The 18,874-nt window shown below is 33.9% G+C and carries 16 protein-coding genes; 9 read left to right on the forward strand and 7 right to left on the reverse strand.

Going from position 1 to position 18,874, the window contains the following annotated elements; all coding sequences use genetic code 11:
* Positions 1-29 precede the first annotated feature (29 nt).
* From mrpD to AACV00_RS05425, 7 genes are all read left to right on the forward strand, one after another.
* Complete coding sequence (mrpD, locus tag AACV00_RS05395; RefSeq protein WP_004244924.1) at positions 30-788, forward strand: MR/P fimbria assembly chaperone MrpD; 759 nt, start codon at positions 30-32, stop codon at positions 786-788.
* 13 nt (positions 789-801) lie between these two features.
* A complete protein-coding gene (locus AACV00_RS05400; protein WP_004244923.1) occupies positions 802-1,347 on the forward strand; it encodes a fimbrial protein in 546 nt (181 codons plus the stop codon).
* A 12-nt stretch (positions 1,348-1,359) separates the two neighbouring features.
* On the forward strand, positions 1,360-1,845 hold the full coding sequence (locus tag AACV00_RS05405; protein WP_004244922.1) for a fimbrial protein: 486 nt from the start codon (positions 1,360-1,362) through the stop codon (positions 1,843-1,845).
* Positions 1,846-1,855: 10 nt separating this feature from the next.
* Positions 1,856-2,404: a fimbrial protein gene (locus tag AACV00_RS05410; RefSeq protein ID WP_004244920.1), complete on the forward strand. Its 549-nt coding sequence runs from the start codon at positions 1,856-1,858 to the stop codon at positions 2,402-2,404.
* 21 nt (positions 2,405-2,425) lie between these two features.
* The gene (mrpH, locus tag AACV00_RS05415) at positions 2,426-3,253 is read left to right on the forward strand and encodes an MR/P fimbria adhesin subunit MrpH (protein WP_004244918.1); all 828 of its coding nucleotides are present in this window, start codon (positions 2,426-2,428) and stop codon (positions 3,251-3,253) included.
* Positions 3,254-3,274: 21 nt separating this feature from the next.
* Positions 3,275-3,598, forward strand: a complete 324-nt coding sequence (gene mrpJ / locus AACV00_RS05420; protein ID WP_004244917.1) for a transcriptional regulator MrpJ — start codon at positions 3,275-3,277, stop codon at positions 3,596-3,598.
* Between the two features lie 637 nt (positions 3,599-4,235).
* Positions 4,236-5,810 (forward strand): AbgT family transporter, encoded by a 1,575-nt coding sequence (locus AACV00_RS05425; protein ID WP_004244916.1) that lies wholly within the window; start codon positions 4,236-4,238, stop codon positions 5,808-5,810.
* Positions 5,811-5,849: 39 nt separating this feature from the next.
* Here AACV00_RS05425 and AACV00_RS05430 read toward each other — a convergent pair whose 3' ends face one another.
* On the reverse strand, positions 5,850-6,233 hold the full coding sequence (locus tag AACV00_RS05430; protein WP_126656489.1) for a DnaJ family domain-containing protein: 384 nt from the start codon (positions 6,231-6,233) through the stop codon (positions 5,850-5,852).
* Positions 6,234-6,363: 130 nt separating this feature from the next.
* On the opposite strand from AACV00_RS05430, the gene AACV00_RS05435 reads away from it, so the two are divergent.
* Both AACV00_RS05435 and arnT read left to right on the forward strand, forming a co-directional pair.
* Entirely contained in the window at positions 6,364-6,702 is a 339-nt protein-coding gene (locus AACV00_RS05435) for a carboxymuconolactone decarboxylase family protein (RefSeq protein ID WP_049197755.1), read from the forward strand.
* Positions 6,703-7,055: 353 nt separating this feature from the next.
* The gene (gene arnT / locus AACV00_RS05440) at positions 7,056-8,702 is read left to right on the forward strand and encodes a lipid IV(A) 4-amino-4-deoxy-L-arabinosyltransferase (RefSeq protein ID WP_161680019.1); all 1,647 of its coding nucleotides are present in this window, start codon (positions 7,056-7,058) and stop codon (positions 8,700-8,702) included.
* Positions 8,703-9,190: 488 nt separating this feature from the next.
* Here the strand turns inward: arnT and AACV00_RS05445 are convergent, their stop codons facing one another.
* The 6 genes from AACV00_RS05445 to AACV00_RS05470 form a co-directional block, all read right to left on the reverse strand.
* The gene (locus tag AACV00_RS05445) at positions 9,191-10,543 is read right to left on the reverse strand and encodes a TolC family outer membrane protein (protein ID WP_049221090.1); all 1,353 of its coding nucleotides are present in this window, start codon (positions 10,541-10,543) and stop codon (positions 9,191-9,193) included.
* Complete coding sequence (locus AACV00_RS05450; protein ID WP_161680021.1) at positions 10,543-11,868, reverse strand: HlyD family type I secretion periplasmic adaptor subunit; 1,326 nt, start codon at positions 11,866-11,868, stop codon at positions 10,543-10,545. The genes AACV00_RS05445 and AACV00_RS05450 overlap by 1 nt, the downstream gene beginning before the upstream one ends.
* 16 nt (positions 11,869-11,884) lie before the next feature.
* Positions 11,885-13,624, reverse strand: a complete 1,740-nt coding sequence (locus tag AACV00_RS05455) for a type I secretion system permease/ATPase (protein ID WP_020945277.1) — start codon at positions 13,622-13,624, stop codon at positions 11,885-11,887.
* A gap of 162 nt (positions 13,625-13,786) precedes the next feature.
* Positions 13,787-15,262: a serralysin family metalloprotease gene (locus AACV00_RS05460; protein WP_004247335.1), complete on the reverse strand. Its 1,476-nt coding sequence runs from the start codon at positions 15,260-15,262 to the stop codon at positions 13,787-13,789.
* A gap of 534 nt (positions 15,263-15,796) precedes the next feature.
* Entirely contained in the window at positions 15,797-17,860 is a 2,064-nt protein-coding gene (locus AACV00_RS05465) for a M10 family metallopeptidase C-terminal domain-containing protein (protein ID WP_161680023.1), read from the reverse strand.
* 228 nt (positions 17,861-18,088) lie between these two features.
* On the reverse strand, positions 18,089-18,874 hold a 786-nt coding region (locus tag AACV00_RS05470), incomplete at its 5' end, for a calcium-binding protein (RefSeq protein WP_202608907.1).

The following is an 18,874-nucleotide window of genomic DNA, read 5'->3' on the forward strand; positions in this document are numbered from 1 at the left end:
AAACAACTTCAGACAAAGAGTAATTAAAGATGATGTTATTAAAACGCTCATGCATTGTTGCAACCACTTTGTTAATGGGAATGGCATTTACTCATCAAGCTGTTGCTGCCATTGCGCTAGATCGAACTCGTGTCATTTTTAATGGTGCCGAAAAATCGATTAGTTTAAATGTCAGCAATCAAAATAAGGACTTGCCTTATCTTGCTCAAGGCTGGATGGAAAATGAAAACGGCGAACGTATTGAAAGCCCACTGATTGTTTTACCCCCGATCCAACGTATTGAACCGGGTGATAAAAGTCAGATTAAGGTGCAATCATTACCTGATATAGCCAAATTACCACAAGATAGAGAAAGTGTTTTCTATTTTAACCTACGTGAAATTCCACCACGTAGTAATAAGCCTAATGTACTGCAAATTGCATTACAAACGCGGATCAAATTATTTTATCGTCCTGCATCAATCTATGCCTCGCAAACGGATTTAACCAATCCTTGGCAAGAGCAGATCACTTTAACTAAAAAAGGTGATCGCTTCGAAGTGAATAATCCAACGCCTTACTATGTGACATTAGTCGATGGATTAACCAGTTTGAAAGGAAAAAGCTTGGATGGCTTTGAACCATTAATGATCGCACCTAAAAGTAGCGGCACGATAAATCTGAGTGCTTCCATGTTTGGTGCTTCACCGGTATTGAGCTACATCAATGATTATGGCGGTCGCCCTCAGATGAAATTCACCTGTAGTGGCAATCAATGCAAAGTAACAGAAACGGCAGCTGGAAACTAAATAGGTCTGATTTATGGTTATGGAACAGTGGTTTAGCCCAAGCAAGGCAGTGTTGGTTTTTATTCTGGCAACATTTACTGGAGGCCTGAGTTCTACTGCTGTTGCTAACTTACCTGCAGGAGCAGTAATAAGAGCGACCCCCGGGATTGTTTATATCAATATTACTGGAAACGTCATCGCTCCACCTCCTTGCTTAATCAATGACGGCAAGATGATCGAGGTGAATTTTGGCGAAGTAATGAGTACGCGTATTAATGATAGCAATTATAAGCAACCTATCGAATATACCGCGACTTGCCAAAAAAGACCGACTAACGCCATGAAAGTCTATATAACAGGTAATGCAACAGGGTTCGATAGTAATGCCCTACAAACTAATATTACGGGATTAGGGGTACGCATTCTTTATCAAGGTAAATTATTAGGATTAGGCTCAGCGGTTAAATTTACCTATCCCAATTTGCCTAAACTAGAAGCGATCCCTGTGCGTGATAATAGAGAAACACTAGTTGGTGGAGATTTTGTTGCCAATGCCACACTTCATGTAGATTATCAGTAAAGGGGCAACACGATGAATAAATTGCAATCTATTTGTCTGATTATATTACTAAATTCTACAGCAGTAATGGCGGCCGACTCGCCTAATTTAAAATTATTCGGAACATTATTAGTGCCACCTCCTTGTGTTATCAGCAATGACGAACGAATTGAGGTTTTTTTTGGTAAGAACGTCGGTATTAATAAAGTTGATGGTATTAACTATACCGAATCGGTGAATTATACCTTGGTATGCGACGCTAATTTAAAAGGTTGGGATTTGGGATTATCAATTATCGGACCTAAAACCCAGTTTGATGAGGCGGCATTGCAAACCAATATTCCCGATTTAGGTATTCATTTAACTCAAGATGGTAAGCCTTTTAAGCTAAATGAGCGTATTGCGATTTCACCAGATTCGCCTCCGGTTATTCAAGCTGTTCCAGTAAAAAGACCGGGAAGTACATTGCCTGAAGGGGCATTTGAAGTCTCAGCCACCTTATTAGCAGAATACCAATAGGAGCGTTTTGATGAAAATAAAAACATTATCGATCCGGTTCATATTGGGTCTATCTGTATCCATAGGGTTAACTTCAGCGGCTTTTGCAATACCGGACAACCTCTATTTTCACGGCATATTAGTTGATGAGCCTTGTACCATAAAACCGGGTGATGAAACCGTGGTACTCGATTTTGGCAATATTCCTGATAAAAACCTTTATGCCTATAAAAGAACGCCAAGCAAGTTATTTCAATTACGTCTGTCAGAATGCGATCTCTCAATCGGTAAAAGCGTCAAAATAACCTTTAAAGGAGAGGAAAATCAAGCAATGGCAGGAGAAGGATTTTTGGCAATAAGTCCGGGCAGCCAAGCTTCTGGTATTGCGGTGGGATTAGAGTCTGAAAATGGTAATGCTCTACCTATAAATAAAGAAACAGACAAGATGTCATTAACTGCGGGTGACACTATTTTGAATTTTTATGCCTTTATTCAAGGTGAGCCGGATGCGATTGCGAATAAGTCGATTAAACGTGGTCCTTTTAGTGCAATAGCCACCTTCTATTTGAATTATGACTGATAATGAAGATTGAGGTTTTACATGTTTATATTTAAACGATTTCCGGCGATATTTATCTTAATAGCGGGGCTTTTCTCAGCACCTGCGATGGCCTCTATTTTTTCTTATATAACAGAATCAACAGGGACACCTTCTAACGCCACTTACACTTATGTTATTGAGCGTTGGGATCCAGAAACCTCAGGAATATTAAATCCTTGTTATGGTTGGCCTGTGTGTTATGTCACAGTGAACCATAAACATACAGTAAATGGTACTGGGGGAAATCCTGCATTTCAGATTGCTCGAATTGAAAAACTACGTACTTTAGCTGAAGTTCGTGATGTAGTACTTAAAAATAGATCATTCCCTATTGAAGGGCAAACCACCCACAGAGGGCCTTCATTAAACTCTAATCAAGAGTGTGTGGGATTATTTTATCAACCGAATTCAAGTGGTATATCACCTCGAGGAAAACTCTTACCAGGTTCACTATGCGGTATCGCACCACCACCAGTGGGTGCTTGTAAAATATCTGAAGGTGCGGTGAACCTTAACTATGGTGATATTGATGAAGCTAGTTTAAGTGGTGCTAAGCGCTCTGAAACAATCAATGTAACCTGTAATTTAGCAATGAAAGTGTTGGTTATCGCATCTGGCTCTGATAGTGGGCGGGTACCTCTGCGTGCAGATAAGAGTTTATATGCTGATTTATATCTAAACAATTATCCTGGTGAAAAAGGCGTTACGGTAAATGTTCCAGCAGGCGGTTCAGCGCCAGTCTCTGTGAGTTCAACGCTACGCACGAATGGACGGGTAGCTCCAGGTCGTTTCTCCGGTTCCGGTTCAATTATTTTAACCATGCCTTAATCATGATAATGGGTGAATATTATGATGATGAATTTTGATTTTGCGAATATAGATGTAAATGCTTCTGTAGGTAAAAAGATCCAAAAAAAACGTAAAGAGCTGGGTTATACCGGTATGCAACTGGCTAAAAAAATTGGTGTCAGCCAGCAACAATTTTCTCGCTATGAACGAGGTATGAACAAAATAGATCTCAGACATTTAGTGCTGTTAGCTCTCTATTTAAATACACCCATTTATTGGTTTTTTGAGGATTGCTACGTAAAAAAGCCTTCATTAAATAATAAAGGAATAGATAAGCGCAATTATGTTATTGCTCAAGCAACACCTGATGCTTTTCATTATTGATATTAAGTCGATATGACATATTGATGTTTTGCTAGATATTACATTTCTTTGATTGATTACCTTATTGGTAGGGCAAGGGCAACCTTGCCGTTTTTTTATGTTTCATGCAGACTGATTTTATCCCCTTTTCTAAAACGTCTAGTAATATGCTCGATTTTATTTTTCTATTATTTACTGCGTTATTATTAGGCTTTTCTCCTATTTTATTATCATACCGCTTAGTCACAAATAGACTTCTTTTTTAACATCTCTTAGTTAATTCTTGTAATGATGTGACTATAAATAGTAATTTCAGCCGTTATTATCAGGTTTATTAGAGTATTCGAAGCTTTTTATGTACTTTTTAAGGAGTTTTTAGTTCTGTAAAGGTTAATAAATAGACTTTAAAATGTTAAAAAGTGTTAACTTGCGCGCATTTTTTAATTTTAGATATTATAAATTGATTTTAATGTTTGTTATCTATAATTGATGGTATGTTTTTTAACTTATTGTTTTATATTAATTAAATTATATTTTTTTTCATTGTTTGAGTGTTAATTTTAGATAATATCATTTATATGATAGGTATTTACGGATAGTAAAAACAAATTTGGTTGTGTACTGTGCATTTTCTGTTTTTTTATAAAAAGGATAAATCATGCAAACAAAAAAACAGGGAGGAAGTCGTTTTCTACGCACAGTGGAATGGCTTGGAAATGCACTCCCCCATCCCGTTATTTTATTTATTATTTTAATTGCTATTTTACTTGTATCTTCAGCGGTTGGTGAATACTTCGGCGTTACAGTACAAGATCCACGACCAGAAGGCGCTAAAGGGCGCGCTGAAGATGGTTATATTCATATTATCAGTTTACTTGATGCTGATGGTATACGACGTATTCTTGCTAATATTGTTACCAATTTTACAGGGTTTGCTCCTTTAGGAACCGTACTGGTGGCTTTACTCGGTGTCGGAATAGCTGAACGAGCGGGATTATTATCAGCCGTTATGCGTTTAGTGGTTATGAAAGCTCCACGCAAAATGACCACATTAGCCATTGTATTTGCAGGTATTATGTCAAATACTGCAGCTGAATTAGGATATGTTGTCTTGATCCCGCTATCGGCAATTATTTTCCATTCGCTAGGTCGTCATCCATTAGCGGGGATTGCTGCTGCGTTTGCGGGAGTATCTGGTGGATATTCAGCTAACTTACTGTTAGGGACTATCGATCCATTATTATCAGGTATTACACAACAAGCAGCACGCATTATTGACCCAAGCTATATTGTTGGTGCGGAAGCAAACTGGTACTTTATGTTTGTCAGTACCTTTTTAATTACATTTTTAGGCTACATCATCACAGAAAAAATCGTTGAGCCTCAGTTAGGGCCTTATAATGGTAATGAATTAGATGATGAAGAAACTGATCTAAAAAATGCTGCACAAGTTACTCCCCTTGAGAAAAAAGCACTATGGGCAGCAACAGGAACATTTATTGTGATGGCCATCATTCTGGCATTCACTGTCGTACCTGAAAATGGCATATTAAGAAACCAAGAAACAGGTTTAATTGGCAACTCACCATTCTTAAAATCCATTGTTGTATTCATTTTCTTATTTTTTGCTATCCCCGGTATTGTTTATGGTTGGATAGCCAAGACTATGCGTTCAGATAAAGATATTGTCGATGCCATGGCAAACTCTATGAGCACATTAGGTCTTTATTTAGTAATTATTTTCTTTGCTGCTCAATTTGTGGCTTTTTTTGGCTGGACAAATATAGGGCAAGTGATCGCTGTTAAAGGTGCAGCTTTACTTAATAGTATTGATATGCCAAGTGGGTTGCTATTTTTGGGCTTTATTTTAATTTGCGCCTTTATCAATTTAATGATTGGTTCAGCTTCCGCACAATGGGCAGTAACGGCGCCTATTTTTGTTCCTATGTTAATGCTGGCAGGTTATGCACCAGAAACTATTCAAGCAGCTTATCGTATAGGTGATTCGGTGACGAATATTATTACGCCAATGATGAGTTACTTTGGTTTAATCTTAGCGGTTGCCACAAAATATAAGAAAGATACGGGTATTGGAACTATGATCTCGATGATGTTGCCATATTCTATTATCTTCTTAATTGGTTGGTCACTGTTATTCTACCTTTGGGTGTTTGTTTTCCACTTACCTGTAGGGCCTGGATCGCCAATTTATTATTCACCGCATGCGGGATAATATTATTCTTTAGATAAGCTTATACAAGGATGTATAGGCTTAGCTGTGCTTATCTTTATGTGTTGCTAACTTTTCTGTTAATTGGGTTGCATAGTCCGTATGTAGAAACTGTGTATCCATTCCTGCCTGTTGTAATTTTAATTCGAGTAAAGTGAGTTTTTTTTGTAACTGTTCATCTTTGATGCCAGTTTCTGAAAGTGAACTTAATATTTCAGCTAAAGATAATGCATCTTTTCTATCTTGCATTTCTGGAGGTAAAAAGCCGGCATTCTTAAGCAAATGATAACTAGCCCGCAAAGACTCAGGAACATGACTGTTATCATCTAATACTAAGGGTTTACCTTCTCCTGGCAAAGAAGAGAGTTCACCATTTTTCAACGCCTTTTCAATGTGGCGCTCCGCCCATTCATCAAGAATTGACATTATTCAGCCTCAACATAATGACTAATGTAATCAATAAAATAACAAACTTAATTTCACTTGATCAAATCACATAAAATGATATTATATTTTTATATTATATAAAAATATATATTGTCATAGGGAGAGTAAAATGAGCAAGTACCAAGAAATAGTAACAGACATCTCGGGGAATATGGGGGCATTATCTAAAAATATTCCTGAAGTTATGAAGTCATTTATGAGTACCACCAAAGCAAGCTCTAAAGATGGTGTGCTCGATGCTAAAACCAAAGAGCTGATTGCTATTGCCATTGCTGTTGCTAATCGTTGTGATGGTTGTATAGGTTTTCATACTAAAGCTCTAGTTGAATTAGGGACGACAGAGCAGGAGCTTGCAGAAGCATTGGGCGTCGCGATTTATATGGGAGGGGGCCCTTCTGTGATGTATGCGTCCAATACCATGGGTGCTTTTAAAGAATTTAGTCAATAGTATTTAATAAAATTTAGTTATCATTATAGCCAGCATATTGCTGGCTTTTTGGGTTTTAAAGCTTATAGTGGCTCACTTATATTTTAGTTTTTCTTAATGATTACTAATGGTATTAGTTATATTCGTGAAATGCCAAAAGGAAATTATTATTGATAACCTTTTTTTATAAAAATATAAAGGAATTGTGAGTATTTTTACGTAAAAAAATAAAAGATAACAATTTGATTTTTAATAATATTTTTTTATTTCTCTATTTTTATTAATAAAGCTTTAATAAATATATTTGAATTTTTTATAAAATATTATGACTAATTGATGTTGATAAATAATGTAGTGCGTTTATTTGAGGAATTATGAATATAGCGATGACAGAAAGATATAAATGGTTATTGTTTTTCCTATTTATCTTATTAACTTATTTTATTCCTTTAGAAACGCGACTGTTATGGCAACCAGATGAAATTCGTTATGCTGAAATTAGCCGTGAAATGTTAGTTTCTGGCAATTGGTCAGTGCCTTATCTTCTTGATATTCGTTATTTTGAAAAACCCGTTTTAGGATATTGGATCAATTGTATTGCTCAGTGGTTATTTGGTGAAAGCCATTTTGCGGTGCGTATTGTTGTAGTAACATCAACCTTATTAACAGGATGGCTTATTTATAAAGCGGCAATGGTAGTTTGGCGCAATAGCGCTCTTGCTTTTAATGCTATGACCGTTTTTTTATCTTCTTTTCTGGTATTAGCAATAGGTACTTATAATATATTAGATCCTATTGTGACGCTGTTTGTGACCGCTGCAATGTACTCATTTTTAGTTGCGTTATCGACCCCGAATAAAAAGGGCAAAATAATTGCTTATATAGGTATTGGCTTTTTTTGTGCACTTGGTTTTTTAACAAAAGGCTTTATAGCGGTTGTTTTACCTGCGTTAGTTTTTTTAGTCATGGCAATTAGTCAAGCTCGCTTTAAAGAAGTGGTTTGCTATTCCTCTATTGCACTGTTAGCTCTTGCTATTACAGCTGGACCTTGGGTGATTACTGTTGCATTACAAGCACCGGATTATTGGAATTATTTTTTCTGGGTTGAACATGTACAGCGTTTTATTGCTAAAGAGTCTGCTCGCTCACAACCAACATGGTTCTATATCCCGATAGTTATATTGGGTGTATTGCCTTGGCTAGGTTTTTTATTTGGTGCATTAAAATCAGCTTTCTCTTTAAAAAAAGGTACACTCTATTTTCTGCTGTGGTTTGCTCTCTTTTTTGCTTTTTTCTCAGCCTCAAAAGGAAAACTATTAACCTATATGCTGCCGTGCTTTGTGCCATTATCTATTTTAATTGCACACTATATCGAAGAGTTAAAAGATAGACCTGATGAGAAAATCAGTAAACTGAATGCATCTATCAATATTGCTTTTGGGCTAATGGGTATATCAGCCGTTATCTATTCTTTATACAGTGCCAAATTTGAGCTTTATGATACGAATGAAACGTTGAAAATAGTGTTAGCAATAAGTGGGTTTTTATTTTGGAGTGTGATTGGTGCGGGGGCGCTGTTTAGACAAACACAGTTTTTAACGATGTTTTGCTCTATCGGACTAAGTTTAGTTATTGGATATGCAATCCCAGAAAAGATAGAAAGTAGAAGTACACCAGAAAATATTATCCAACGTTATTATGAGCCTTTAAGTAATAAATCGTATATTTTAACGGACGAAGTTGGTATTGGTACATCACTTGCTTGGGGACTAAAACGGACTGATATTCGTTTAACAGAGACGAAAGGTGAGTTGGCTTATGGTTTAAATTATCCAGATGTAAAAAATAAATACTATAGCCTTGAACAGCTATTAGCATTAATCGAAGCAAACCAATATAAAGGGGTAGCGATTGTTTTAGTCAGACCTGATAGAAAGCAGATTTTGACTAAATTGACTACATTAAAAGAAAAACCGATAGTAGAAAAAGAGGGCGATTTAACGCTGGTGTTCTTTAATTAGCTGAATTGCTTTAATATTTATTTTGCTGTGATGTTTTTTCTCAGTGAGTACTGATCATGTATTACGATTTTGCTTTTCGTGTGATTTATATGTGATCTAGATTAAAAAACAGAATTTGTCGGTAAATATATTTTGCGCTTTGTCGTTTTAATGGTAGGTTTAAAATGTGTCCATTAGAACGGAGTTAGCTAAGCACTATATGACAAGTCACTTAACTTTATCAGAACCCCCACCCAGACAAAATGTACTCATGAATAGGGGGGATTTATGCTGATTTTTTTAACTGAATGTATTATCGGTCTGGCATCAATTGCTCTTACTCACCGTGTATTAATGTTGTACGGTAATAAAAAGAAGTGATGAAAATACGATATGCTAATAAGCTAAGTAATCTATTAGACTAACTATCATAGACGCAAAGCCCTATAACCTGATTAATTATAGGGCTTTTATTATAGTATTGAGTTAAATCAAATATATATTTTCAGCTACTGAAAATAGTTTTCAATAATTTTTATTTTTTCAATATCTAGTGTATTGGTATATTGATGTAATAATGCCCAAGCTTGAATATAATCATATTTGGCTTTGATTAAATCTTGCTGCGCTCTATATAAAAGCTCTTCCGCATTAAGCACATCAACCATCGTTCGCTGACCACCAATATAGCTTTTTCTTGTTGCATTTAATTGTAACTTAGCGGAACTTACTGCTTGTTCAAAAGCCATTAATTTAATATGACTCGTTGAGCAAATTTGATATTGATATCTTAATTCCTGCATAATATTTTGAATAATAGCATCCCTTTCAAATGCACTCATCTGATATTTTGCTGTCGACTGACGCATTGATGCCGTTGTTTTACCCCCATTAAATAAAGGCATACTGACATAAAAACCCACGTTAGCAGATTGGTATTTCTGGTTAATGGTATTATTACTATCAGAATTACTACTAGAGTAAGCAGCATAAAATTGTACTGTTGGGAAAAATTCTCCTCTATTTTTCTCAATCTCTTGTTTAGCTATCGCCATTTCATGACGAGCAGATTGTATCTTTAAGTTATTTTGTATGGCATTTTTTTCCCATGTGGAATAGTCATTGGGAGCCAGTGATTGAAGAACAAACTTTGTATCAGTTAGCTTTGCGATGTGCTCATGAGTAGGCAATTGTGAACCGATCATAGCACTGAGTTTGTTTTTAGCCTTTTCAATTTCTAATTGAAGATCGGTATATTGTGACTGGGTTAAATATAAACGAGTCTCTATTTCAGCAATATCTGTTTTGGTTCCTTCTCCTAACTCAAATAGGCGTTGACTTGAAGCTAGTTGTTTTTGATAGATTTCTTGCTGTGCTTGATTTAGTAATAATTTATCTTGTGTATAAGCAACTTGAATATAATTATCGATAAGTCGAATAATTAATTCTGAAAATTTATTTTGATAATGACTGTCTGCTAATAATGTTTTAATAATAGAAGCTTTGTATTCACTAAATGCGGTGTAGTCAAATAGTGGTTGACTAATAATAGCGTTGACAGAATAGCTTTGATAGTTTTGATACTCAACTGTTGTTATTTTATCCTGAAATATATTTATTGGATAAGCCTTACGTTGCCAGTTGCGAGGATTATTTTTGTAATTGACAGAAATATTGGGTAGCAATTGTGATAACCCGATATTTTCATACTCTTTACCTGCTACTTGTTCTTTTACCGCTGCATTAAATGTGGGGTCATGTTTAATCGCTAAAAAATAGAGATCAGACAATGTAACCGCTGAAGCTGGCAAGCTTAGGAGTCCTACGGAAAAAAGTGTAAAAAGTTTTTTTATTAGCATCATTATTCTTCCGTTAATGAAGTATGGAGCCTATCCAATACTGGTTTGAAAAGATAATTTAATAATGAGCGATCGCCAGTTTTAATAAATACATCAACGGGCATGCCTGCTTTCAATTTATTTTTATTATCTGCTAATAATGTATAATCTTTTATGTTAATAAGAACTTGATAATATGGCTCAGTTGTTCTTTCATCAATTAATCTATCGGCAGAAATAATCGTTACTTCACCAGGAATTTTTGGCGTGGTATTTTGATTAAAGGCACTAAAGATCAAATCAACGGGAAGGCCAGGAGTTACCTTATCAATAAGATGCGGAGCAAGACGCGCTTCAATAACCAGTTGATGATCTTCAGGCACTATATCCATCAATGTCTGACCTGTTTTTACAAAGCCACCTTTGGTAAAAACAGAAAGATCCATCACAGTACCCGATATCGGTGCGATAATTGCCATTTTAGCTAATTTATCTGTTTCTATAATAAGTTGTTTTTCTGTTTCACTGATTTGTAATTGTATTTTATTTAGCTCTGTTCGAGCTAGTTGGTGGAAATTGGCATTACGTTGCAATATTCTTTGCTCATATTCTAATTTTTGTTTTTCTAATGCACTTATTTGCCCAAAAGTCTCGTTGAGTTGATTATTATTTTCTGCTAATTCTCGCACCATTTCTTGATATCGATGACGAGGAATATATCCTTCATTAGCTAATATTTGTAAATCATTAAGCTGATTTTGTAGATTACTAATTTGACTCTTTTTATTCTGAATTGAGCGCTTTAGATGGGTTAGGCGACCAGTAATGCCATCGATAGCTGCTTTATAACCATTTATTTCACTTATTAATTCTGCACTTTTTTCATTTAATAAACGATTTTGTTGTAGTAATAACTTCTCTCTATTTTCAGTAGATGAATAGTATTTATCGCTATTATTTAATTTAAATGAAGTTTGTTGATTAAGTTCAGCGTATAATCTTTGTTGAGTGATCAGTAAATTATCATATTGCTCTGATAACGATTTTACTAACGCTTGAGATTGAATAGGGCTTAGCTGTATCAGAGTTTGTCCGGCAGATACCGGATCACCATTTTTTACAAAAATATGAGTAATAATACCTTCAACAGAAGACTGTACACTTTTTTTATTCCCCGATATTACTACGTTTCCTATTGCAGGAACGCCTTTATCAAGGGGCGCGAAAGCAGCCCAAAAAATAAAAATTGCTAAGCCTAATAAAACCACAGTCCATCCAATAACGAGAAATTTCTTTGGATCATCTGAAATTTTTTCTGACAGTGGTATAACATTTTTTTCTATAGTCATAATCAATTCCGAAAAATTAAGCGTTATTTGAGGTTGCTGGTGTTGAAGAAATAGTGTTTGCCGTTTTTGTGATAGTTGGATTATTTAATTCAGCAATAACAGACGCCGTTGGACCGAATAATTTGGTGTTTCCATCAAATATCACTAATAATTTATTAGTGACAGAAAGTAGCTGTTTTTGGTGGGTAATTAAAATAACGGTTTTTTTATGCTGTTTTAATGTTTCGATCGCCTGTGTTAACGCTCTAATACCTAAATCATCTAAATTAGAATTTGGCTCATCTAAGACAACTAACGTGGGATCGCCATATAATGCTCTGGCTAATGCAATACGTTGTTTTTGTCCGCCGGATAATCCTTCACCGTGAGCACCAATTTGGGTTTCATATCCTTGAGGAAAGCGTAAAATCATCTCGTGTACATGTGCCATTTTGGCAGCTTGGATCACTTTTTGAGGATCAACCTCAGTAAAGCGTGCAATATTTTCAGCAATGGTACCGGGAAAAAGGGCGATTTCTTGAGGTAAATAACCAATATGTGGACCAATTTCTTCTTTACACCACTGAAAGATATCCGCATTATCTAATCGCACAATGCCTTTTTTGACCTGCCATATACCGACAATAAATTTTGCTAAAGAAGACTTACCAGAAGCACTCGGGCCAATAATACCTAGTGTATCTCCCGGTAATAGAGCAAAATTGATATTATTTAGTAATATTCTGTCACTGTGTGGATATACTGCTTCATCGATATTAACAAGTAATTCGCCTTGAGGCTTAGGTAAGGCCATTTTTTTATTTTCTTGAGGGTATGTTTTTAATAAAGTCGTCAATCGATTGTAGGCTGCTTTACTACTATCCCAACTTTTCCATACATTGATCACTTGCTCAATAGGGGCTAATGCTCGACCTAAAAGTATTGAACCTGCAATCATCATTCCAGGACTAATAGTATTATCAATAGCAAGCCATCCCCCTAAACCTAGCATTAAAGATTGTAATGCCATACGTGTTACTTTTGTGATAGCGTTAATACCGGCTGCATTATCACTAGCTTGTGTTTGTGCTTGTAAGTATTTGAAATGAGAGGTTTGCCATTGTTTACGTAATTGACTAAGCATTCCCATCGCTTCGATAGTCTGTGGATGTTCTAAATGATGGCTTTGTATTAATTGTGCTTGATTGGCAAAACTATTCGCTTTTTTTAAATGATTTTTAGATAGATATTCATTAAGGATAGCCAAAGCAAATAAGATAAGGGCACCACAAAGTGCAAATAATCCTAACCAAGGATTAAATAAAGTAATAACTAAAAGGTAAATAGGGAACCAAGGTAGATCAAAGAAAGTGAATATGGCATGACTAGTAATGAATTGTCGTAAAGTAATTAGATCTGTTAATGCTAATGTTGGATTAATATTCGCTATTTTGTTTAATTTTTCTCGGTAAGCTGCAGTATAAATGCGTGAATTAAGTGATAAATCTAATTTATTACTCATGCGTATAACAATAATGCTTCTTAAATATTCTAATCCTCCCATAAAGATAAAAAGAGCTAACATAATGATTGTTAGCATCAATAGTGTCATTTCATTACCTGATGGTAATACTCGATCGTAAACTTGTAACATATAAATAGAAGGGACTAACATTAATATATTAATTAAAGCGGTAAATAGTCCAATAGAGAGAAAAACTTTCCGTCTCTCTTTTATGATATTTGTTATCTCGTTATTATATTTTATTTGTGGCATGTGGTATTCCTGATTTAATTTGTCTATTTTTAGTACTAAATATCTTTTGTTGGTTTTAAAGAAGCGTCTATTTTCACTTTATTTATTATTATGAATATCAAAATAGCTTCATTTAAAGCAAAAGAGGGTAGGAGAAATAACTTTCTCCTACCCAACTATGACTTAAACAATAAAATCAGTTTCGTAATTAACAAAACCTACGATATCAATTTTAAAATCAGGATTATAATTATAGCCATAAGCATTAATGGCTAATTCAGAAGCATTGGTTACTTCATTATAGCTAAGAGTTGCTTCGCCAGCATTTCCTGTAAAGTTATCAACAAAGTTAAGAATTTTGCTACTAAATGTATCTTGAATTAATGTTGATAAATCAATTTTATCAATACCGGTTTTGAAATCCATTATTTTATCTGCGGCTGTTACTAAAGAATCTGCAATTTCTTTATAAATAAAGGTATTGCTTCCTGTGCCACCATGTAATGTATCTTGTCCACGACCACCATAAATAGTGTTATTACCACTATGGCCATAGATAATATCGTCTCCTTCGCCTCCAATAAGAGTATTATCAGCATCATTACCATGAATAATATCATTACCAAAACCACCAATTGCGTTTTCTATGGTAACATTTTGTGCAATGGAAACATTTTTCTGTAATCCCCCCACATCAGAAAAGTTCCCAGCACGTAAATCAATCAGTTGATCTTGATAGAAGCCTGAGAAATCAAATGTATCGTTACCACCACTATCCCATACAGAGAAAATTAATTTATCATTGCTATCAGTAGCCGTATAATAATCAATCCCAGTATTTGAATTGAAACCATATACATCATCACCTGTTCTGGTAGTCGTATTTGCGCCATAGAGATATTGCATAGCAGAAATATCATGAAGGAGAGGGGCTCCGGCATAAGCACCTTGGAAGTGGGCGCCTGTTTCATACTCATCCCAATAGCTCATTACTGTATATTGGCGACTATCTTCCGCATAATCAGATTTTAAATAACCTGGAACATTCTGACCTGCGTTATAATCACCAGGATGCATAAGACCCAGTGTATGACCAATTTCATGGATAATAGTTAAACGACCATAATTACCCAATTCTGGTGTAGTATTACCTGCATAATGATAATCACTAAACCATGCTTGGCCAGAAAGATCTTTTCCATAAGCATAGGTATTAGGCAATGTTGCATAAGCCTGAAATGTGCCATTGGGATCATAGATATTACCAAAAGTAATATCTGTTTTTACGTCAGAAGCCTTCATTCCATCAACATTCCCAACAGCAACTTCAGTAAATTTAATATTTGCAATATCAGACCATGCATCTAAAGATTTTCTTGCATGCTCTTTTTGTAATTCATTAAATTCATAAGGATTCTTATTACCAAATTGATTAAATTTGCCTTCCCATTTTGGGAATGAATAAGTCACCTCAGCGGGTTGCCCAATAACATATTTGCCATTCCAAGTGGAATCTTCACGGGCTATATGTTTTCCTGCGGTATCATAATCAAAAGAAGGTAATACTTTGGTTGAATAGTTATAGAAGATCCCGCTTTTATCTAATAAATCAGAAATATTAGATAACCCAACGGCTTTTTTTAATAAAAAAGATCCCATAATATCCTCCAGATATAAATTTAGGTTAAGTTTATTTTCATACTGAAAATATATTTATCTGGCGAATGCCATTGAGGATAAAGATAGACATTAATTATTATTAATCTAGGGGGGTAAAATAAGTTTTTAAATAATTGTGAAGTAAAGTGTGTTTTAAGTCAGAATAATTTAATGAGGTGAATATAAGTATAGTTATATTTTATTTTTAGATGATTTCTATTGTTAGTTATTGTTTTATAATTGAAAGGAAAATTTTACTTAAGTTTGATTTTTAATTTAATTAATGGGTTTGTTTAAATGAATGTATCGTTTATTATGTTAAGTTGTTTGATGTTTGATGTTTGATGTTTGATGTTTGATGTTTGATGTTTGATGTTTGATGTTTGTTTTATTTCTATAGTAATAATAATATTGGTGAATAATAAATAAAATAAAAATAACATAATGTATTATTTTTATACTGTAAAAAAACAGAACATCTCAATAAAAAAAAGGACTACAATGTAATCCTTATTATTAATAAAAATAATATCTTTACATATCTAAAAGATCATTGTAACTTAATATACCCTCAAGTTTTATAAAGATAGTCGAATGATGGTCGTTATTGGCTGTTGAAATTGTTATTGTGGTTTTATTTGTATGAATATCATTATGTAAAACTATTTCATTTTCATTTCCTGATAATTGTTCTACTCGTTTCATTTTTGATATATCGATTTTTTTATAATTTTGATCAACAAAAATAATTTTGTCTTCATTCGTATTAAAATCAAAAATTAAATTATAACTTTTAGCGCCTTTATAGCATAAGAAGTTAAAAGTATCATTTCCTTGTTCACCACATAATAGATTAGTACCTAATCCACAATAAAATATATCATTCCCTTCACCACCTTGAAGTTCATTATGTCCTGCCTTTGATATAGAAAATAATAGATCATTACCTTTACCACCAATAAATGTATTACTTCCATAATAATCAACAAGGGTATCATCTCCATCACCACCAAAGAGTTGATCATTACCTTTATTTCCATAGAGGTAATCATTACCCATACTACCATGGAGAATATCATTACCCATACCACCATGGAGAATATCATCACCTATACCTCCATAGAGATAATCATTACCTATATCACCATACAGAATATCATTACCCATACCACCATAGAGGTGATCATTACCCAAACCACCATTGATAGTATCATTACCATCACCACCTAGAAGTTCATTATTAGCACTATTTCCTATGATAGTATCATGACCTGATCCACCAATAGCATTTTCAATAATCGTTTTGTAGGCAATAGAGATATTACTACGTAACCCGCCAATATCTGAAAAGCTACCTTCATTTAAATTAATGACTTGATTAACGGTATATAGGGAAAAGTCTAATGTATCAATTCCCCCCGAATCCCAAATACAACTTACTAATTTATCTTCTATGCTTTTTAAGGAGTAAGCGGCACGTCCGGTATTAGAATGAAATCCATAGATATTATTTTCAAGGCGTGTGGTCATATTTTCGCCATATAGTTGTTGCAATAATAATATATCTAGCAGCATAAAGGTCATGGGATAAAGACCACCAAAATCAGCATGCTCTGAGGTTGGTATATCATAACCCATAACAGAATATTTCAATGAAGCTAATACATGATTTTTATCTTTATATTCTAAGTATTGCCAACTATGGCTTAGCCCGAGTGCATGACCAACTTCATGCAAAACAACTTTATAATGATATGTACCTGGCTGATATTTATTATTTTTTAGTGTTTCAATTAGAGTATTGGTTTTTTTTATTATCAGAACAGTATCATTATCTTTAAAATTGAAAGCATCACCAATATTACCTTCTGTTTTTATATAATTATCAAGATCATTTTGATGTATTATCTTATAATATTGGTGTGATGATAAATTTAAAAATATAGTTCCAGAGTATTGGTATTGTTCATCAATATTTATCTTTTTTATAGGGGTTGAATACCCGCTAGGGTAGGTTGCAAAACCTCTGGTGGTATATGAAAATTCTATTGAACCATGACTAATATGAAAATCATCGTAAAAACCAAATTTTATATCGGCATCGAATTCTGGATTAGATGCAACAAACTTTGCTTGTGTTATATGGGCAATTTCATTAAGAATATCGGAAATAACTTCTTGTTGATGAGGATATATGGTTGTTTGTGTATTATAAAAATAAGGATGTATACTATTCTTATTTTTATTAATACTATTTTCTATATCCTCTATATCTTTTTCTAATTCAGCTATTCTACTTATTGAATATTTATTTCTATAATATTTTAATGAAGCGATTTCTTTTTCTTTTTTTTCCTTAAGATAGGTCAATTCATATACTTTAGCGGTATGTTTTATTGATTCTATTCTATCTTTTTCTGTTACTGAATATTTTTTATTTGAGTAATTTCTTTTTTTATCATAATCAGGAAATATATAAGTTATTTTGGTGATATTACTATGTGGTTGTTTAGGCCAACCATACATATAATTTATAACAATTTTACCATCAGGTAGATAGAAGTAAGTTGGTTTTTTTATTGAGTTAAAACTATTCATACTAAATCCTTTTACCAAAAGAGAATTTTCTATATTTCTTAATTTTATAATTAATGGATATATATATGGGAATAACTTTTATAAAACAAACTATTTATTAGTATGTTTTTAGTCGATTGCTATTAATTATTTATACGCATATTATGCTAGATTATTATTAATATAATAATTGATGGTTATTTATAGAGTAATAATTTAAATTTTTACAAATCATATGGTGAAATGTATTTATACCGCAAAGAGTTCATCGTGGTTAAATATACCGACAATCTCTATATGTACAATGGACTTATCATCGTTAGAAGATATTGAAACGTCTATGATGGTCTTGTTGGCTGGTTTGTTATAATTTAATGAAAATTCATTTTTATCTCCTGATAATTTATCAACTTTTTTCATTTTTGATATATCTATTTTTCTATAATCCCTAGTGAGCAAAGTTATTTTATCCTTGTTTTTTTCAAAATCCCAAATTGAACTATTGCTTTCAATGCCCTCATAGCAGAAAAAATTAAAGGTATCATTTCCTTGTCCACCGGTTACATTATGAGTTCCTGTGCCTAAATATATTTCATCATCACCTTCTCCCCCTTGAATGATATTTCTGCCTGGAAGCCCTCTATCCATTGATGCTACACAGATCCGATCATTACCCTTACCACCATTCAACATATTAGCACCATAATAATCAATAAGCATATCATCTCCATCATCACCATAGAGCACATCATTTCCCATTTCTCCGTATATAACATCGTTTCCAGAGCCACCATAAAATAAATCATTGCCATCACCGCCATAGAATAAATCATTGCCATCACCACCTATGAGATTATTATCAAAAGGATTTCCTATGAGAGTGTCATCACCTTTACCACCAATCGCATTTTCAATAATAGTGTTATAGGCAATAGAGATATTACTCCGTAATCCTCCAATATCTGAAAAACAGCCTTCATTGAGATTAATGACTTGATTAACGGTATATAGGGAAAAGTCTAATGTATCAATTCC

Source organism: Proteus sp. G3927 (genome assembly GCF_963894685.1).
GTDB classification, from domain to species: domain Bacteria; phylum Pseudomonadota; class Gammaproteobacteria; order Enterobacterales; family Enterobacteriaceae; genus Proteus; species Proteus mirabilis.